This window comes from Stenotrophomonas sp. YJH_SMC_14-1 (assembly GCF_059372275.1).
Window position 1 is genome coordinate 677,366 of the sequence record NZ_JCAFVK010000002.1, and the last position, 17,918, is coordinate 695,283.

14 protein-coding genes are annotated in these 17,918 nt (G+C 68.1%); 2 read left to right on the top strand and 12 right to left on the bottom strand.

Annotation, left to right across the window (positions count from 1 at the left end; all coding sequences use genetic code 11):
- Nucleotides 1-687: 687 nt before the first annotated feature.
- The 9 genes from gcvH to nudE all read right to left on the bottom strand — a co-directional run bounded on the left by gcvH (nt 688) and on the right by nudE (nt 7,093).
- The gene (gene gcvH / locus AC5P9P_RS08080) at nt 688-1,083 is read right to left on the bottom strand and encodes a glycine cleavage system protein GcvH (RefSeq protein ID WP_005410701.1); all 396 of its coding nucleotides are present in this window, start codon (nt 1,081-1,083) and stop codon (nt 688-690) included.
- 93 nt (nt 1,084-1,176) lie between these two features.
- Nucleotides 1,177-2,289, bottom strand: coding sequence for a glycine cleavage system aminomethyltransferase GcvT (gene gcvT, locus AC5P9P_RS08085; RefSeq protein ID WP_049433097.1), 1,113 nt, complete (start codon nt 2,287-2,289; stop codon nt 1,177-1,179).
- A 359-nt stretch (nt 2,290-2,648) separates the two neighbouring features.
- Nucleotides 2,649-3,095 carry an NfeD family protein gene (locus AC5P9P_RS08090; RefSeq protein WP_049454216.1) on the bottom strand — a complete coding sequence of 149 codons (447 nt, stop codon included), beginning with the start codon at nt 3,093-3,095 and terminating at the stop codon, nt 2,649-2,651.
- Nucleotide 3,096: 1 nt separating this feature from the next.
- Nucleotides 3,097-4,056 (bottom strand): SPFH domain-containing protein, encoded by a 960-nt coding sequence (locus tag AC5P9P_RS08095; RefSeq protein ID WP_005410704.1) that lies wholly within the window; start codon nt 4,054-4,056, stop codon nt 3,097-3,099.
- Nucleotides 4,057-4,122: 66 nt separating this feature from the next.
- Nucleotides 4,123-4,425, bottom strand: a complete 303-nt coding sequence (locus AC5P9P_RS08100) for an Mpo1-like protein (RefSeq protein ID WP_033833429.1) — start codon at nt 4,423-4,425, stop codon at nt 4,123-4,125.
- Nucleotides 4,426-4,550: 125 nt separating this feature from the next.
- Nucleotides 4,551-4,880 carry a YnfA family protein gene (locus AC5P9P_RS08105; protein ID WP_033833430.1) on the bottom strand — a complete coding sequence of 110 codons (330 nt, stop codon included), beginning with the start codon at nt 4,878-4,880 and terminating at the stop codon, nt 4,551-4,553.
- Nucleotides 4,877-5,716, bottom strand: coding sequence for a nucleoside triphosphate pyrophosphohydrolase (gene mazG, locus AC5P9P_RS08110; protein ID WP_033833431.1), 840 nt, complete (start codon nt 5,714-5,716; stop codon nt 4,877-4,879). Before mazG ends, AC5P9P_RS08105 begins: the two co-directional genes overlap by 4 nt.
- A gap of 13 nt (nt 5,717-5,729) precedes the next feature.
- Nucleotides 5,730-6,533 (bottom strand): 3'(2'),5'-bisphosphate nucleotidase CysQ, encoded by an 804-nt coding sequence (gene cysQ, locus AC5P9P_RS08115; protein ID WP_033833432.1) that lies wholly within the window; start codon nt 6,531-6,533, stop codon nt 5,730-5,732.
- The gene (gene nudE / locus AC5P9P_RS08120) at nt 6,530-7,093 is read right to left on the bottom strand and encodes an ADP compounds hydrolase NudE (protein ID WP_033833433.1); all 564 of its coding nucleotides are present in this window, start codon (nt 7,091-7,093) and stop codon (nt 6,530-6,532) included. Before nudE ends, cysQ begins: the two co-directional genes overlap by 4 nt.
- Nucleotides 7,094-7,170: 77 nt before the next feature.
- Here nudE and bioA point away from each other — a divergent pair, with 77 nt between their 5' ends.
- Nucleotides 7,171-8,562, top strand: coding sequence for an adenosylmethionine--8-amino-7-oxononanoate transaminase (gene bioA / locus AC5P9P_RS08125; protein WP_033833434.1), 1,392 nt, complete (start codon nt 7,171-7,173; stop codon nt 8,560-8,562).
- A complete protein-coding gene (locus AC5P9P_RS08130; protein WP_033833435.1) occupies nt 8,553-9,290 on the top strand; it encodes a 16S rRNA (uracil(1498)-N(3))-methyltransferase in 738 nt (245 codons plus the stop codon). Before bioA ends, AC5P9P_RS08130 begins: the two co-directional genes overlap by 10 nt.
- A gap of 102 nt (nt 9,291-9,392) precedes the next feature.
- Here the strand turns inward: AC5P9P_RS08130 and AC5P9P_RS08135 are convergent, their stop codons facing one another.
- From AC5P9P_RS08135 to AC5P9P_RS08145, 3 genes are read right to left on the bottom strand one after another with little or no spacing between them, the layout of a single operon-like run.
- On the bottom strand, nt 9,393-9,857 hold the full coding sequence (locus tag AC5P9P_RS08135) for a chemotaxis protein CheW (protein WP_033833436.1): 465 nt from the start codon (nt 9,855-9,857) through the stop codon (nt 9,393-9,395).
- Entirely contained in the window at nt 9,854-11,179 is a 1,326-nt protein-coding gene (locus AC5P9P_RS08140; RefSeq protein ID WP_049433095.1) for a chemotaxis protein CheB, read from the bottom strand. The genes AC5P9P_RS08135 and AC5P9P_RS08140 overlap by 4 nt, the downstream gene beginning before the upstream one ends.
- Nucleotides 11,166-17,843, bottom strand: a complete 6,678-nt coding sequence (locus AC5P9P_RS08145) for an Hpt domain-containing protein (protein WP_164076471.1) — start codon at nt 17,841-17,843, stop codon at nt 11,166-11,168. The genes AC5P9P_RS08140 and AC5P9P_RS08145 overlap by 14 nt, the downstream gene beginning before the upstream one ends.
- Between the last annotated feature and the right edge of the window lie 75 nt (nt 17,844-17,918).

The following is a 17,918-nucleotide window of genomic DNA, read 5'->3' on the forward strand; positions in this document are numbered from 1 at the left end:
AAGCGCGCCGTTACGGATGCGGCAATGCCCGCCTCGATCGGCGGAGCGGGCATCGGAACGGGAGGTGCCTTGCATTTCTCCGGGGGAAGCGGGGCCATGTCCACCGTCATCTGGGTCGCGGTGGTCTTGAAGGGGCTGCTTCGCATCGGACGATTGATTCTGCGCACTCGGTTTGGCAGGCAAGGTCTGCTGAGGCGAAACCTAATCACGGTTTTTTTTACTGTCAACAACCCCCGCGAAAAATTTTCACATCCGCGCCATCCGCGGTGTTGCCTGCACGGTCGCGACGCTCCGCCCTCGACGACCAACAAAGCACCACGCACGCGCGTTGCCTGCAGCAACAACAACGCAAGCGTTGAACAAAAACCACTTGAAATAGGCACTCTGCGCAGATGCATGCATGTTGGCGGCCACTGCATGCACGCAACGCCGGCACCGGCCGGCGCCGGCACCAGCGCCAGCACAACGGCACCGCAACGGGGGGCGAAAAGTTTTCACATCCGGACGCGTCGGCGCGGGGCGGAAACGCGGATTTGCGCAAAACTGCGCACGCCCCTCGGTACCGTTCGCGGGTCTGCTGATGCCGCGTCGAGGGCGCGCAGCAAACCCTGCGTCATGAGCCGACGTACTCGCCAAAACAAAAACGGCCACCCGAAGGTGGCCGTTGCAGAACCCGGAAACGACGACTCAGTGGTCGTCGTTCTCCAGGGCTTCGGCGTACGCGTCCGGGTCCAGCAGCTCGTTGACCTCTTCAGCGTTGGTCAGTTCGACCACGAACATCCAACCTTCGCCGTAGGCATCTTCGTTGATGGTTTCCGGCTTGTCGGACAGGGCCGAGTTGACCTCGACAACCTTGCCGCTGATCGGGCTGTAGACGTCCGAGGCGGCCTTCACCGACTCGACGACGGCGATCTGTTCGCCGGCCTTGGCGTCGGCGCCGACTTCCGGCAGTTCGACGTAGACCAGGTCACCCAGCAGGCCCTGGGCATGGTCGGAAATACCGACGGTGACGCGGCCATTGCCTTCGACACGGGCCCACTCATGGGACTTGAGGAACTTGAGGTCGCCGGGGATCTCGCTCATGGGACTGCTCCAGAGATATGCAGGGGTGGAAAAAACGGGGCTAGTGTAACCAACCGGCCGCCACTGCTGTCAGTGACGACCGGCATGTCCGGATCAGGCGTCGGCGAGCACGCCGGGCTGGGCCTGGCCTTCGCGCACGAACGGGAACTTGACCACGCGCACGGGCACCTGCCGGCCGCGGATGTCGACGGTGACCTCGCCGAGTTCACCGGCGGGCACGCGGGCAAAAGCGATGCCCTTGGCCAGGGTCGGCGAGAAGGTGCCGGACAGGATCTCGCCCTGGCCGCCAGCGGTGGTCACCGCCTGGCCATGGCGCAGCACGCCCTTCTCGTCCATCACCAGGCCGATCATCTGGCGTGCTGTGCCTGCAGCCTTCTGCGCTTCCAGCGCGTCGCGACCGATGAAGTCGCGGCCTTCGTCCAGCGACACCGTCCAGGCCAGCGCCGCTTCGTACGGGCTGATCTCTTCGTCCATGTCCTGGCCGTACAGGTTCATGCCGGCTTCCAGGCGCAACGTGTCGCGTGCGCCGAGACCGGCCGGCTTCACGCCCGCCGCCAGCAGGCGGTTCCAGAACGCGACCACCGCGTCCTGCGGCAGCAGGATCTCGAACCCGTCCTCGCCGGTGTAACCGGTGCGGGCGACAAACAGTTCGACGCCGTCGTCGGACTGCACCTGCAGGGCGGCGAAGCGACCCAGCTTGGTCAACGCGGCACGGTCGGCTTCGCGGGCCAGGCCGATCACGATGTCGCGCGCCTGCGGGCCCTGCACGGCGAGGATGGCCATGTCCGGGCGCTGCTCGACGGTGACGCCGAACGGCGCAGCCTGCTCGCGCAGCCAGGCCAGGTCCTTTTCGCGGGTGGAGGCATTGACCACCATGCGGAAGAAATCCTCGCCCAGGTAGTAGACGATCAGGTCGTCGATGACGCCGCCGCGCGGATTCAGCATGCACGAGTACAGCGCCTTGCCGGTGACCTTCAGCTTGTCGACCGAGTTGGCCAACAGGCGGCGCAGGAACGGCTTGACCTGGTCACCGCGCAGGTCGACCACGGTCATGTGGCTGACGTCGAACACACCCGACTCGCGACGCACCAGGTGGTGCTCGTCCAGCTGCGAGCCGTAGTGGATGGGCATGTCCCAACCCCCGAAATCGACCATCTTGGCGCCAAGGGCGCGGTGGGTATCGTTGAGCAGCGTCTTCTGGGTCATGACCGGGTCCGGCAGCAGAGGAAACAAGAATGCCCATTATCCCAGATCGGTCGCCTGCAGGTCGCGCCGCAGCGCAGCGGGGGGTGTTTGGCCGGCCTGCGGCCGGCGGGCGCCTTTTACAGGCCAGGCAACGGCAACAGCCAAAGCGTATCGGCTCGGCGAAGTCGACGGCTTGGCCGGAGCGGTATGGGCGAGCGGGACACGCCGTGATCCCATCCCTGGGGGCGCTTTGCTTGCGAAGCACTGCTTCGCAAGCGCCCGAACGCGCAGCCGCCAGCGGCTGGGCCGGACCGCGGAGCGGGGTTTACGGCGTGTACCCCGAACCCAACCCGCCCGACCCAACACATGCCAGTCGACTATCAGTCGACTCTACCCGCAGCAGACTCGACCACCAGCGTGCTGCCCTGCACCGCTACCACCCGCACCATGGCACCGGCCTGCAGTTCCGGGCCGCTGACCTGCCAGTACGCGTCGTCGATGCTGACCCGGCCCTGCCCACCAACGATACCCTGCTGCAACGGCACCACCCGTCCGACCAGTTGTTCGGCGCGGCGGTTGAGCAACGGTGCATCGCTGGGTCGCGCCCTTGCCTTGCCCCAGCGCCGGTAGCACTGGATCGAGACAACGCTCAGCACGACGAAGGCAACGACCTGCCACAGCAATGGAATGCCGCTGAACACCGCAACCAGTACGAACACCGCCGCCGCGCCAATGCCGATCCACAGCATGAACGCCCCGGGCGCCAACGCCTCGGCGGCAAACAGCAGCAGCGCCAGCGCGCCCCAACCGACGACTTCCCAGCGCATGTCAGCCTCCGAGCGGCGGCGGCCGCTTGCCCGCGGCCTTGTTGTCCTGGCTGGCCAGCGCCTGCTTCGCCAGTTCGGCCACGCCGGCGATCGAACCGATCACGCCACTGGCCTCCATCGGCATCAGCACCAGCTTCTGGTTCGGCGAACTGGCCAGCTCCTTGAACGCTTCCACGTACTTCTGCGCAACAAAGTAGTTGATCGCCTGCACGTCGCCCTCGGCAATCGCCGCCGACACCACCTTGGTCGCCATCGCTTCGGCCTCGGCCAGGCGTTCGCGCGCCTCGGCATCGCGGAACGCAGCTTCGCGACGGCCTTCGGCCTCCAGCACGGTGGCCTGCTTTTCGCCATCGGCACGCAGGATCTCCGACTGGCGGGAACCCTCTGCCTCTAGAATCTGCGCGCGCTTCTCGCGCTCGGCCTTCATCTGCCGCGCCATCGCATCCAGCAGGTCGCGCGGCGGCTGGATGTCGCGGATCTCGATGCGGTTGACCTTCACGCCCCAAGGATTGGTGGCATGGTCGACCACGCTCAGCAGCTGGGCATTGATCACCTCGCGCTGGCTGAGCGATTCATCCAGGTCCATCGAACCGATCACGGTACGGATGTTGGTCTGCACCAGGGCGATCATCGCCACTTCCAGGTTCGCCACCTCATAGGCCGCCTTGGCGGCATCCAGGACCTGGAAGAACACCACGCCGTCCACGCGCACGGCGGCGTTGTCCTTGGTGATCACTTCCTGGCTGGGTACATCCAGCACCTGCTCCATCATGTTCACCTTGCGCCCGACCCCGTACACGATCGGAATCAGGAAGTGCAGGCCGGGGGTCATGGTGTGCGTGTAGCGCCCGAAGCGCTCGACGGTCCACTCGTAGCCCTGCGGCACCATCCGTACCGCCTTGAACAGGATCACCACGGCCACGAAGGCCAGCACCACGGTAAAGAACATGGTCGGGAACATCTTGCTTTCCTTATCTATGACGTCCAGGCCCCAGCATAGCGCGTGAAGGCCGCATTCACAGCGGAGCTACCAGGGCATGCGCCCGCGCAGGATGTCGGCGAACATCACCCAGTCGCCCATGAACGAGTACAGCGGGTGCTGGAATGTCGCCGGGCGGTTCTTCTCGAAAAAGAAGTGACCGACCCAGGCGAAGCCGTAACCGCAGACCAGGGCGGCCAGCACGAGGATGGCTTGCCCGCGCAGGATTGCCGCCGCAACCAGCAGCAACACCCCGCAGCTGCCGATGAAGTGCAGCCGGCGCGATACCGGGTGGCGATGCTCGCTGAGGTAGAACGGATAGAACTCGCGGAAGCTGGCGAAGCGGGACATGCGCGTGCTCCGGGAACCAGGGGCGTCGCCATCATGCACCATCGCTGACCTTGTGGCGCCGAGCCATGCCCGGCTTGCGCGCGCCAGCGCGGTCGGAAGGAGGCGCAGCCACGCACGGCCCGGCGCTACCCTGATGAGGTGCGCGGCCCGAACATGATCACCGCCATGCCGGCCAGGCACAGCGCAGCGCCCAGCAGGTCCCAGCGGCTGGGGCGGATGCCGTCGACCAGCCACAACCAGAACAGCGCGGTGCCGATGTACACGCCACCGTAGGCCGCATAGACCCGCCCACTGGCGGCCGGGTGCAGGGTCAACAGCCACGCGAACAGGGCCAGGCTGGCCGCGGCCGGCAACAACAACCAGACGCTGCCGCCCTTGCGCAGCCATACCCAGGGCAGGTAGCAGCCGACGATCTCGGCCAGCGCGGTCAGCAGGAATAGGCCCAGCGTCTTCACGCTTTCTCCGCCGCCTTGGCCTGCTGCCACAACGCTTCCTGCGCATCCAGGCCCATCGCAGCCAGCGCCCCACCCTGCGCGTCGGCCTGCGCTTCCATCGCGCGGAAGCGGCGTTCGAACTTGTGGTTGGCCCCGCGCAGCGCCGCACCCAGGTCGATGTCGGCATGGCGCGCCAGGTTGGCGCAGACGAACAGCAGGTCGCCCAGTTCTTCCTGCAGCCGCGCCTTGTTGCCGGCGATATCGCCGCGTTCGAACTCCTCGCGCAGTTCCTGCAGTTCCTCGGCCGCCTTGTCCAGCACCGGCAACGGGCCGGGCCAGTCGAAGCCGACCTTGGCCGCACGCGACTGCAGCTTCACCGCCCGCTGCCATTCCGGCAGCCCGCGCGAAATGCCGGCCAGCGCGGAGGTGTCCTGCTCGCCCTTGGCGGCACGCTCGGCACGCTTGATCGCGTCCCAGTTGCGCGTCACGCCGTCGGCATCGTCGACGCTCACGTCGGCGAACACGTGCGGGTGACGGCGCTGCATCTTGTCGCTGATCGCGCGTGCGACCTCGGCGAAGGCAAAGGCCCCCTGCTCTTCGGCCATGCGCGCATGGAACACCACCTGCAGCAGCAGGTCGCCCAGCTCGTCACAGAGATCGTCGAGATCGCCACGGTCGATCGCATCGGCCACCTCGTAGGCTTCCTCGATGGTGTACGGCGCGATGGTTGCGAAGTTCTGCTCCAGATCCCACGGGCAGCCGCCCTGCGGGTCGCGCAGGCGCGCCATGATCGCCAGCAGGCGCTCCAGCTCGTGGGCGGCGGCGCTGCCGGTGGCGGGGGTGTCGTGCGCGCTCATGCGGCCTCCAGGTTCAGTCGGACAACCAGTCGCGCCACGGCAGGCTGGTATCACCAAGGGCAATGAAATCGCCGTTCAACAGGGTTTCGCGGCGGTTGTAGCGGAACGGCTTGCCGGTCGCGGCCGACAGTACCGCACCGCCGGCGGCGTGCAGCACGCACTGGCCGGCGGCGGTATCCCATTCGGAGGTCGGGCCCAGCCGCGGATAGACATCCAGGCCACCTTCGGCGATCCGGCAGAATTTCAGCGACGAGCCCTGCGCGATGGTCTCGATGCGGCCCATGCGCGCCAGCAGCGCCTCGGTTTCCGCTGAGCGGTGCGAGCGGCTGGCGGCGACGCGCAGCGGGGCGGTGGCCGGCGTGCGGGTGCGCAGCACGGTGTCGTGCAGGCCCTGCCGGCGATAGGCCAGCTCGCCACGCATGGCATGCCAGACGATGCCGGTGACCGGGGCCAGCACCACGCCGAACGCTGGTGCGCCCTGGTAGATCAGCGCGATGTTGACGCTGAACTCGCCATTGCGCTTGACGAACTCGCGGGTGCCGTCAAGCGGATCCACCAGCCAGTACGCGCCCCAGTGGCGGCGGTGCTCCCACGGCACCTGCGCCGATTCCTCCGACAGGATCGGCAGGTCCGGGGTCAGCTGGCGCAGGCCCAGTTCGATGACCTGGTTGGCGGCCAGGTCGGCGGCGGTGACCGGGCTGTCGTCGTCCTTGATCTGCACCTCGAAGCCATCGGCGTACACCTGCATGATGGCCTGTCCGGCTTCCTGGGCGATGGCGATGGCGGTCTCGCGCAGGTCCGTGGTCAGTTTGATCATCGCGTTCCCTGCAGCCACTGGCGAGCGATGAACAGCGCCGCCAGCGAGCGTCCCTCGGAGAAGTCCTCGCGCAGCATCAGCTGGTCCAGTTCGGCCAGCTTCCACGGCACCACCTCCAGTTCTTCCGGCTCGTCGCCGGCCAGCTTTTCCGGATACAGGTCGCGTGCCACCACCAGCCACGACTGGTGGCTCATGTAGGTGGGAGCCAGGGTCATCGCGCGCAGCACGTCGACCCGGCGTGCACCGTACCCGGCCTCTTCCTTCAGCTCGCGGTCGGCGGCCTGCCCGGGGGTTTCGCCGGCGTCGATCCGGCCCTTGACCAGGCCCAGTTCATAGCGGTGCATGCCGGCGGCGTATTCACGAACCAGCAGCACCGTCTCGTCATCGAGCATCGGCACCACCACCACCGCACCATGGCCACGGCTGACCAGGCGTTCGAAGCGGCGGCGTTCACCGTTGGAGAACTCCAGGTCCAGGTGCTGGCGCTGGAAGGGGCCGTTCTCCTCATCGGTGATCCGATGGATGATCGGCAAGCGCCGGCCGGCACGGTCATCGTTCATGCGGAATCTCCGCGGCGGCCGGCGCCAGCGCCGGGGCCGATAGAATGTGCAGGCAGCAACATGTTCATGAGCCCGAAATGCTAGCAGACCCAACCCCCTCCCCGCTGGCCCAGCACTGGCGGCAACGCGACCTGCAGGTGCTGTGGCATCCGTGCACGCAGATGCGTGAGCACCCGCATACCCTGCCGCTGGTGCCGATCGCCCGTGGTGAAGGCGCATGGCTGATCGACCACGACGGCAACCGCTACCTGGACGCCGTCAGCAGCTGGTGGACCAATCTGTTCGGCCATGCCGAGCCGCGCATCGGCGGCGCCATCGCGGCGCAGGCCGGGCAGCTGGAACAGGTGATGCTGGCTGGCTTCGGCCATGAGCCGGCGATCACCCTGGCCGAGCGCCTGCTGGCGCTGGCGCCACGCCAGCCCGGCCGCGAGCCGCTGGCCAAGGTGTTCTACGCCGACAACGGCTCGGCCGGCGTTGAAGTCGCGCTGAAGATGGCCTTCCAGTATTTCCAGAACCGCGGCGAGCCACGGCGCACGCGCTTCATCGCGCTGGAGAACGGCTACCACGGCGAGACCCTTGGAGCGCTGGCGATGGCGGACATTCCGCTGTACCGCCGCGTCTACGCGCCGCTGCTGGCCGAAGGCCTGTTCGCGCCCTCGCCCGATGCCTACCTGGCCGAGCCGGGCCAGAGTGCGGCTGATCGCGCACGCCAGGCCGCTGATGGCCTGGCCACTCTGTTTGACCAGCATCCCGGCGAGATCTGCGCAGTGATCCTGGAACCGCGCCTGCAGTGCGCCGGCGGCATGCGCATGCATGACCCGGTGTACCTGCAGCGGGTGCGCGAACTGTGTGATGCGCACGGCGCATTCATGATCGCCGACGAGATCGCCACCGGCTTCGGCCGCACCGGCACCCTGTTCGCCTGCGAGCAGGCCGGCGTGATGCCGGACCTGATGTGCCTGTCCAAGGGCCTGACCGGCGGCTTCCTGCCGCTTGCCGCGGTGCTGGCCACGCAGGCGCTGTACGACGCCTTCCTTGATGACTCGCGCGAGCGCGCCTTCCTGCATTCGCACAGTTACACCGGCAACCCGCTGGCCTGTGCGGCTGCGCTGGCGACGCTGGACATCTTCCGCGACGACGATGTGATCGCCCGCAACCGTGGCATCGCCTCGGTGATGGGCGCGCTGGCTGCGCCATTGAGCGACCATCCGCACGTGGCCGACGTCCGCCAGGCCGGCATGGTGGTGGCCTTCGAGCTGTCGCGGGATGGCAACAAGCGCACGCCGTTCGATCCGGCGCTGCGACTGGGCCTGCACGCCTACAAGGCTGCGCTGAAACGTGGCGTGGTGCTGCGTCCGCTGGGCGACGTGCTGTACTGGATGCCACCCTACTGCGTGGATGACGAACAACTGGAGCTGCTGGCACATACCACGCTGGCGGCGATTGACGAGGCGATTGCATGCGCGTGACCCGCTGCCCCATCGACCTGGCGCTGCACAGCGGCCAGACCGTGACCCTGCCGGAAGAGACGGCCAACCATCTGGTGCGGGTGATGCGCCTGCGCGAGGGTGATACCTGCGTGCTGTTCAACGGCGATGGCCACGACTACAGCGCCACGCTGACCGCCGCTGGCAAGCGCGAGGTGCAGGTGCGCATCGATGCGGTGCAGGCGGTGGACAACGAATCGCCGCTGGCGATCACTCTGCTGCAGGGCATTGCCCGAGGCGAGAAGATGGACCTGATCCTGCAGAAGGCCACCGAGCTGGGCGTGAGCGCCATCGTTCCGGTGAATGCCGAGCGCACCGAAGTGAAGCTGGATGCCGCGCGCGCGGAGAAGCGCGTAGCGCACTGGAACAACGTGGTGACCTCGGCCTGCGGCCAGTCCGGGCGCGCGCGCATTCCGCAGGTGGGCTCGCCGGTGGCATTGGCGCAGGCGGCGGCGACGCTGCCGGCCGATACGCTGCGGCTGACGCTGGACCCGCACGGTGCCCATCGCCTGTCGACGCTCGACGCGGCGCCGACCGGCGGCATCGTGATCGCGATCGGCCCGGAAGGCGGCTGGTCGCCGCGCGACCGGGATCAGCTGGCAGCGGCAGGATTCCAGGGCCTGCAGCTGGGGCCGCGCATCCTGCGCACGGAGACCGCCGGGCTGGCCGCGATCGCGGCATTGCAGGCGTGGTTGGGCGACCTGGGGTAAGGTTGATTGGTGGTAGTGCCGGCCGCTGGCCGGCATCCAAGGGATCATGAGGTTGCCGGCCAGCGGCCGGCACTACCGGGAACCCGACCGGCGGATTGCCGATCAGGTCGCCAGCGAATCCAGCGCGGCTTCCAGCGCATCCAGGTTCGGCAGCAGCGCGCTCTGCTCACCCAGCAGCACGCGCATGTGCACGATCTGCGGCAGGGTTTCCTCGGAAGCATCGGCCAGCAGGCCATCGCGCGGCACCGAGATCAACTGCGGGAAATTCTGCGTCAGCAGCGCGTAGTAGGGGCGCTGCGCGTTGCCGCTGAGGGCCTTCAGCACGACGACCTTGTTGTGGCCGCCCACGGCTTCCTCGCCCAGGCCGGAAAGGCGCGCGAACGACACCAGCGGCACCTGCCAACCGTGCCAGCCGATTTCGCCGACCAGCCAGCGCGGGGCGTCGGAAACCGGCTGCACCGGCACCCGCGACATCATTTCGGCCACGGTGGCATTGGGCAGCAGCACGCGCTCGTTGCCGGCCTGGATCAGGACGCCGCGGATTTCGTCATTGCTGGCATAGCTCATGGTGCCTCTCCGTTATCGTCTTCCACGCCCCAGCGCGAGGCGATGGCCTGCGCCAGTTCCTGTGGCTCACCCGCCACCATGCCAGCGGCGACCACCGCCGTGGCTGCGGCAGGGTCATAGCATCCCTCGCCGACCTGCCCGGCCACCCAGGCACCGGCGGCGGCCAGATCCAGCGCCGGACCCACATGCGCAAGGTCGGCGCCGCTGAGCAGGACCAGCGCAGTGTGGTCGGCCGGCAGCCCGGCAATCGAAATACCTTGCGCGTCGCTGACGAAATACAGGCCGTCGCTGGCTGCCTGCACGCCGATGTCATCGGCCAGCACGCGCACTTCACCGGGTGTTGCACGCTGGCCGGCTTCGGCCAGCTGCACCGGCAGCGGCGACACCCGTGCCATCTGCTTGACCAGGTTGCCGTAGCGGCCACCGTCCAGGCGCATGTGCACCAGCACCGGCACGCTCAGCGACGACGGCAGCGCACCGAGCAGGCGGCGCAGCGCATCCGGGCCGCCAATGCCGGCCAGCACCAGCAGCGAGCCGGCACGTGCGCCCGCAGGCGCCGCAGTGTCCAGGTCCACCAGGCTGAGGTGATCGGTATCGAAGGACGGCAGCGGGGCTTCCATCGCGGCGCTGTACCCGGTGGCTGCGGGTGCGTCTGCTACGTCCTCGACCAGCGACCACGCGGTGTGGTCGAAGGACACCGGCGGCGTTGCCGGTGCGGCAACCGGCTGCATCGGCGCTGCCTCCAGCGGCTCCGGCACCACCGGCTGCAGCGCGGCCAGTGCCTGCTCCAGCGCGATCGGTTCGTGCAGGTGCGCCGGTGGCGCATACAGGCTGTCCGCCGGTACCTCGTCGGCCCAGCTCAATGCCTGGTCCAGATGCGGCTGGAGCGCTTCTTCCCGTGGTGCCGGCGGCGGTGCCGGGTGACCCGGTTCCAGCTGCAGGGTGGGTTCGTCTTCCGCACCCGGCGGCAGCACCTGCTGGTGGCCGTGCAGCTTGGCGGCCAGATGGCGGCCCCAGCGCTGTGCCTCCCAGCCATCACGGCGCGCCGCCAGCTCGGCTTCGTCGAAGACCAGGGTCAGGCCTGGTGCGGACAGCACCGCTTCAAGCCGCTCCAGAGCATCCTCGATGGCCGCTTCCAGCGCGATCACCACGAACTGTGGACGCGCGTCCTGCAGCAGCTGCGGCTCCAGGCCGTTGGGGTCGTCTTCCAGCACCAGCTGCACATCGGCATGCGACAACGCCTCGCGCAGGCGCTCGCGCGCCGCGCCAGGACGGGCCAGCAGGGCGACGGCCGGGGCCGCCTGGGCTTCACTCACGGACACGGGCGATCCCCAGCAGGTCGTACACGTTACGCATCAGGTCCAGCTCCTGGTACGGCTTGCCCAGGTAGCGCTGCACGCCGATCTCGAAGGCGCGCTGGCGGTGCTTGTCGCCGCTGCGCGAGGTGATCATCACGATCGGCACGTCCTTGTAGCGCGGGTCGGCACGCATCGCGGTGGCCAGCTCGTAACCATCCATGCGCGGCATCTCGATGTCCAGCAGCATCAGGTCGGGCACGCGTTCTTCCAGGCGCTCCAGTGCTTCCACGCCGTCGCGGGCGACGCTGACCTCGAAGTTGTGGCGTTCGAGGATGCGCCCGGTCACCTTGCGCATGGTCAGCGAATCGTCCACCACCATCACCAGCGGCACCTGGCGCTCCTGGCGTGGCGCGTTGGCCAGCACCGGCAGCGTCGGGTTGGCGAGGAAGCGGCGCACCAGCGGCGCGACGTCCAGGATCACCACCACGCGGCCATCGCCGGTGATGGTTGCACCGTAGATGCCCGGCACCGACGCGATCTGCAGGCCGACCGGCTTGACCACGATTTCGCGGTTGCCCAGCACCTGGTCGATCGCCACGGCGGCACGCAGGTCACCGGCACGGACCAGCAGCAGCGGTACCTGGTCCTGGCCATCGGCACGCGCCGGGGCCTGCCCGACCAGGCTGCCGAGGTCGTACAGCGGATAGTCCTCGCCGCTGTAGCGATAGCTGCTGTCGGCCGCTTCGAAACGCTCGCGCGACAGGCGGCCGATGCCACTGACCGATGCGACCGGCACCGCAAAGGTGGTTTCGCCGATCTGCACGAACACCGCCTGGGTGACCGCCAGCGTCTGCGGCAGGCGCAGGGTGAAGCGCACGCCCTGGCCCCGCACTGACTGGATATCGACCGAACCGCCCAGCTGGCGCACTTCGTTGCGCACCACGTCCATGCCCACGCCACGGCCTGCCAGCTGACTGACCTGGTCGGCGGTGGTGAAACCAGAGGCGAAGATCAGGTTGTCCAGTTCCTGCTCGTTCGGCTGGGCATCGGCAGCCAGCAGGCCACGGTCGATGGCGCGGCGGCGGATCGCCTCGCGGTCCAGGCCGGCGCCGTCATCGGCCACTTCCAGCACGATTTCCGAGCCTTCGCGGTGCAGGCGGATGGCGATCTCGCCCTCCTCCGGCTTGCCGGCGGCGCGGCGCTGTTCCGGCGCCTCCAGGCCATGGGCCACGGAGTTGCGCAGCATGTGTTCCAGCGGCGCGACCATGCGGTCGAGGACGTTGCGGTCCAGTTCGCCGTGGGTACCTTCCAGGGTCAGGTGGACCTGCTTGCCGGTATCCATGCCGGACTGGCGGACCACGCGGCGCAGGCGCGGCACCAGACCGTCGAACGGCACCATGCGCGCGCGCATCAGGCCATCCTGCAGTTCCGAGCTTACGCGCGACTGCTGCTGCAGCAGGGAGTCGTACTGGCGCGACAGATCGTCCAGGACGCCCTGCAGGCCGCCAAGGTCGGCGGCGGACTCGTTCAGCGCACGGCTGAGCTGCTGCAGGGTGGAGAAACGGTCCAGTTCCAGCGGATCGAACTTCTGGTCCGCCTGGTCCTGCTCGCGCTGGTAGCGGGCGACGATCTGCGCCTCGGTTTCCAGGTCGAGTCGGCGCAGCTGGTCGCGCAGTCGCGCATTGGTGCGCTCCAGTTCGGCCATGGCACCACGGAAGGCACCCAGCTGCTGTTCCAGACGCGAGCGATAGATCGCCACTTCACCGGCATGGTTGACCAGGCGGTCGAGCAGGTCGGCGCGCACCCGCACCTGCTCCTGCTGCGGACGCGCCAGCGGATCTTCGTCGGCCACGCCTTCGGCCGGCAGTGGTGCCGACAGCGGGGCATCGGCCGGCGTCGTCAGCGGGCCCACAGCCTGTGCCGGCACGGCCTCGGCCTCGCTGGCCGCACGCGCGGCCGCAGCGGCCGCCGCGATATCGGTGGTGGTGCGGACCTCGAAGGCCTCCACCAGGTCCTGTGCAGGCGCCACCACGCGGTGGGCACCGGTCCGCGTCAGCAGCTGGTGCAGGCGGTCGAAGCCGCGCTCCAGCAGCTGCACGTCGCGGCGTTCGATCTCGGTGCGGCCGGCCGCCACGGCTTCCAGCAGGGATTCGATGCTGTGGCCAAGGTCGCCGATGGCATTGATGCCGGCCATGCGTGCGCCCCCCTTCAGGGTGTGCAGGTCACGTTGCAGGCCGGCCAGCACCTCGCGATCCTGCGGCGCATTGCGAAGCTCGCTGATCAGGCCATCGCAGTGGTCGAGCAGATCCTTGCCTTCCTCGACGAAGATGTCGACCAGTTCGCGGTCGTACACGCTGAAGTCGAGCGCATCGGCGCCATCCGCGGTGTCTTCCAGGGTGGAGGCTTCATCGTGGAGCGGCGCCCGCTCTCCGGCGTCGGCCTCGGCAGGTTCGGCATCGGTGTTGGCCGTGCCCTGCCCCGGCGCTTCTTCCAGTTCGAAGAACCGCACCGGCTCGGCGGTGGCCTGCAGTGCTTCGGCAGCGCTCACCTCGTTCACCGTCGCCGGGGACGGCTGATCGGCGCTCTCTCCTTCGCCGACCGCCGCCTCCCCGCCGACGTCCGCATCCTCGGCAAAGGCTTCCGCCTCGCCCGGCGCGAGTTCGCTGGCCTGGAGGCCGAGCACGGGCCATTGCCCGTCGTCGTCCAGGGTCTGCTCGTCTTCGATCACGTGCAGGCCGGCCTCGAGCGCGGCTGCCAGCGTGACCGGTTCTGCAAAACCCGGCGCAGCCATTTCATCCTGCAGGCTCGACAGCCCGCTGTCGAGTGGCAGTGCAGCAGCGGCGTCAATGACGCTGTCATCGGCACTGCCCGAATCAAAGGACAACGGCGTATTCAGGTCGATCGCGTCAACTTCCGCAGGCACCGGCCGCTCTTCCGCGTCGCGGTCATCCACCGGCAGCGCACTGGCGTCGAGGTAGGGCGACAGATCGTCGGCCATGGTCAGATCAGCGTCGTCGACCGTCGCGATCGTGGGCACGGCATCTGCTTCGGCCACTTCGACAACAGGCGCACTCTCGACCGGCTGGATCGATTCAATCGCGCCGGGGTCCGCCACGGCAGGTTCACCTTCGCCCGGCACCGACGGCCAGCCGGCGTCGAAGTAACGCGAAAGATCGTCGCTGGCGGTCAGCTCGCCCACGTCCAGGCCGCTGTCGGCTGCGATGTCCAGCGTCTGCGGGTCGGTTGCAGCTGGAACCGGTTCCAGCGCATCTTCGGCAAGCGGCTGCGGCTCGGCACTGAGATCGGGCGCCGCGTCGAAAGCGGACGCCATGCTGGTTTCGTCCAGCGTGTCCAGCCCGGCCAGCGGCGCTTCGGCTTCGGATGCCTGCCCGACATCGGGCGCCAGCTCGATGCCCTCTTCATCCTCGTCTCCCAGCCCGACCATCGGCCAGCGCGCTTCCGGCAGTTCACCGGCCAGCGCCTGCAGGCGCTGCACCAGCGCTTCCTGCGGCATGATGCGCGGCTGTTCGGCCTGCAGCGCTTCCATGGTCGCGGTGATCGCCTGCGCGGTCGCGTCCAGCGCAGCCACGCCCTCGTCGCCCGGCACCACGTCCGCGGCCAGCGCGCGCTTGATGTAGGACTCGGCACCGCCGGTAACGGCAGTGATTTCCGGCACTTCGGTCATCGCGAAGGCGCCGTTCATGGTGTGCACCGCGCGCAGCAGCGCGTCGCTGACCGGCTGCTGCGCCTGCTGTGCCAAGCGCAGCCAGTCCTGCAGGGTCGCCTGGTGGACTTCCACTTCGGCTTCCAGGATCTCGCGCAGCACGCTGTCGATGTTGGCCGGCGTGCCCAATGCTTCAGGCGCCGGGTCCGCATCGGCTTCAGCCTGCACCGACGCCATTGCTTCGCCTTCGAGGATGCGGCTGATCTCGTCCTCGCCATCGGCTTCGACCACCGGTGCGGCGGGAGCGGCCGCAACCGGCAGCGGTACGTAATAGGTTTCCTCACCCGCGCCGACGCGATCGGCAATGGCCTGCATCGCTTGCAGGTCCACGCTGATCCGCTGGCCATGACGCAACGCGGCGTTCAGCTGCGGCAGCGCGGCATGCGCGTTGTCGACCATGGCCAGCACGGCTGGCGTCGCCGGGCGGCTGCCGTCGAGCACGCGGTTGAGCATGCCCTCGATCTTCCACGCGAATTCGCCCAGGGTGCGTGCACCGACCAGTCGGCCACTGCCCTTGAGCGTATGGAAGATGCGACGGATGGGACGCAGACGGTCCATGTTGTCCGGCTGCATGCGCCATGCCGGCAGCAACGTTCCGAGGTTGGCCAGTTCGTCGTCGAACTCTTCCAGGAACACCTCGCGGATGTCCTCGTCGATGTTCTCGGCATCGTCGTCGAAGCCGGCCTCGAAGCCGGCGTCTGCATCTTCCGCGCTGCCCACGGCGACTGGCGCTTCCGCATCGGCCGGCGTCGGGGTCGCCTGCGGATTGAAGTCCGCGGCGGCAGCGCTCAGCTCGACAAAGAACTGCGCGTCGGCTTCGCTGAAATCAATCGGTGCGATGGTGTCGATGTCGATCATCGACACCGCCGCTGCCGGCACATCGGCAAGCGGTGCCGGCGCTTCCACCGGCACATCCACAGGGGTGATGTCCGGCTCTGCGGCAGCCGGGCTCTCTTCCACCACCGCAGGGGCAGTGGCATCGATGCTCTCCAGCGACGGATGCAGCCCGGCAGCGTCCTCCAGCGACAATGCCTCCATCGCATGCAGCGACAACACGTCGTCGGCATTGTCCAGCGCATCGGCATCGAAACGGAACACGACGTCGTCACTTGCAGAAACCGCGTCATGTTCGGCGGCCACCGGGTCGAACCCCGGTGCGGCATGCGCGCCGGTCTCGATGGACAGCGAGGCGTCGGCGGCGTCCTCTACGTCCAGGCCGGTTGTCGCATTGGACTGCACTGGCAGAGCCGCCTCCGACAGCGTCCAATGGGCGGCGGCGCCCTGCCCTGCATCGAGCTGTTCGAAACTGACCGGATCGAAGCTGGCAAACGTCGGACTGCGCTCATCGTCCGCTGGAGCGGGCGGATCGGTCTCAGGATGGAACGGTGCCAGATCCCATTGCGGGACCTCGGGTGCAGGTGCACTGGAGGCGGCAAAGACCAGCGGTGCATCCGACTCGTCACGCAGCGATAGTGGCGCGGAGGCGACGGATCCCAGCCCACCGAACATCAAGCTGTTGTCCGCCGCTGCAGGCGAAGGCGTGGCCGGTGGCGGATCGAAGGTGAAGTCCGGCAGCGGTACCGGCACCTCACCGGGTGCCGGCGCGGCCGACTGTACCGGGATCTCGATGTGCTCTGGCTGCAGTGCCTCGCCCTGCAGCACGACCGGCTCACGCTCGATCGACTGCGGCACGGACGCTGCCGGCTCAGCCGCATCGTGGTCCGGCAACGGCCAGTAGCGCAGCGCCTCAAGGCTGCTGCGGGTGATGTCGAGGATGTCCTCGCGACCCGGACGACGGTCGCGCAGGGCTTCCAGGTAGTACTCCAGGCTGGCCATGGCGTCGGCCAGCGTGTCCAGCTGGCGGCCACTCGGCACGCGCTGGCGACCGATCAGCTCGGCTTCGATGTACTGCTGCACACCGCGCAGGTAATCGGCGGCGGTACCCAGGTCGAGCATGCGCAGCGCACCGGACACATCGCCCAGCAGGCGCGGCACGTCGTGCAGCTCGGCATGGTTCCAGCTGGTTTCAATGAACGCGACGAAGTGCTCGCGCGCGGCGGCGAAGTTGGCGATGGCCTCGTGCGCCAGCACCTCTACCGTGCGCCGGTTCTCCACTGCGCTCGGATCGTCCTGGCCACTGCCGCCGGCGCCCAGGTGGGCGACCTGGTCATCCAGCGACGCATCCACGTAGAGCAGCGCCCCGGCGATATCCAGCAGCAGGTTTTCGTCGATCTGCTGGCGGCCCTCGACCACGCCACGCAGGGCATCACGTTGCTGCACGACCACGCCGCGGGCCACGCCCAGGCCCATCATGCCCAGCGTATCGGCGACCGCACCGAGCTCGTTGGCCTGGGTCTGCAGTTGCTCCGGCGCACCGCCGGTACGCAGGTGCAGGTCCAGCGCATCCTTGATGCGCAGCAGTTCTTCCTTCACTGCACTGCCCACGGTATCGAGCAGCTCGCGGTTGCGCCCGCTCAGGCTGCCACGGGCATGGTCCAGCTCGGCCTCGGTGGCGGTGACGCTGTCCGGTGCGAATGCCAGCAGCACGCTGTCATGTACGCCCTCTTCGCCACGTGCAGCACGGATCTCGTTCAGCAGCGGCATCAGCACGATCGGGATGTCACGGTGACCGTTCTGCAGGCGCTCCAGGTAATCGGGCAGCAGCACGCTGCCACGCATCAGGGTCGCGCAGGCTTCATCCCGATCGGCCACGCCACCGGCGCCAATGGCATTGGCCAGCTGTTCCAGCTCCTCGGCCACCATGGCCGGGGCGTACAGCTCGACCATGCGCAGGGTGCCCTGCACCTGGTGCAGGTAGCCGGCGCAGATGCGCATGCGGCTGGCGTCGGTCGGGTCTTCCGCGTAGTACTCGACTTCGTTGCGCACCTGGCGCAGGGTCTCGTCCAGCTCGGGCTTGACCCAGCCCAGCGCTGCGTGGCTCATCGCATCGCGCAGACTGCTCATGGACGCGCTCCGTTCGCCGCCGCGCGGAAGCCGCGCGAGTTCTGGCGTGGGGAATGGAAATGCTTCATCGACTGG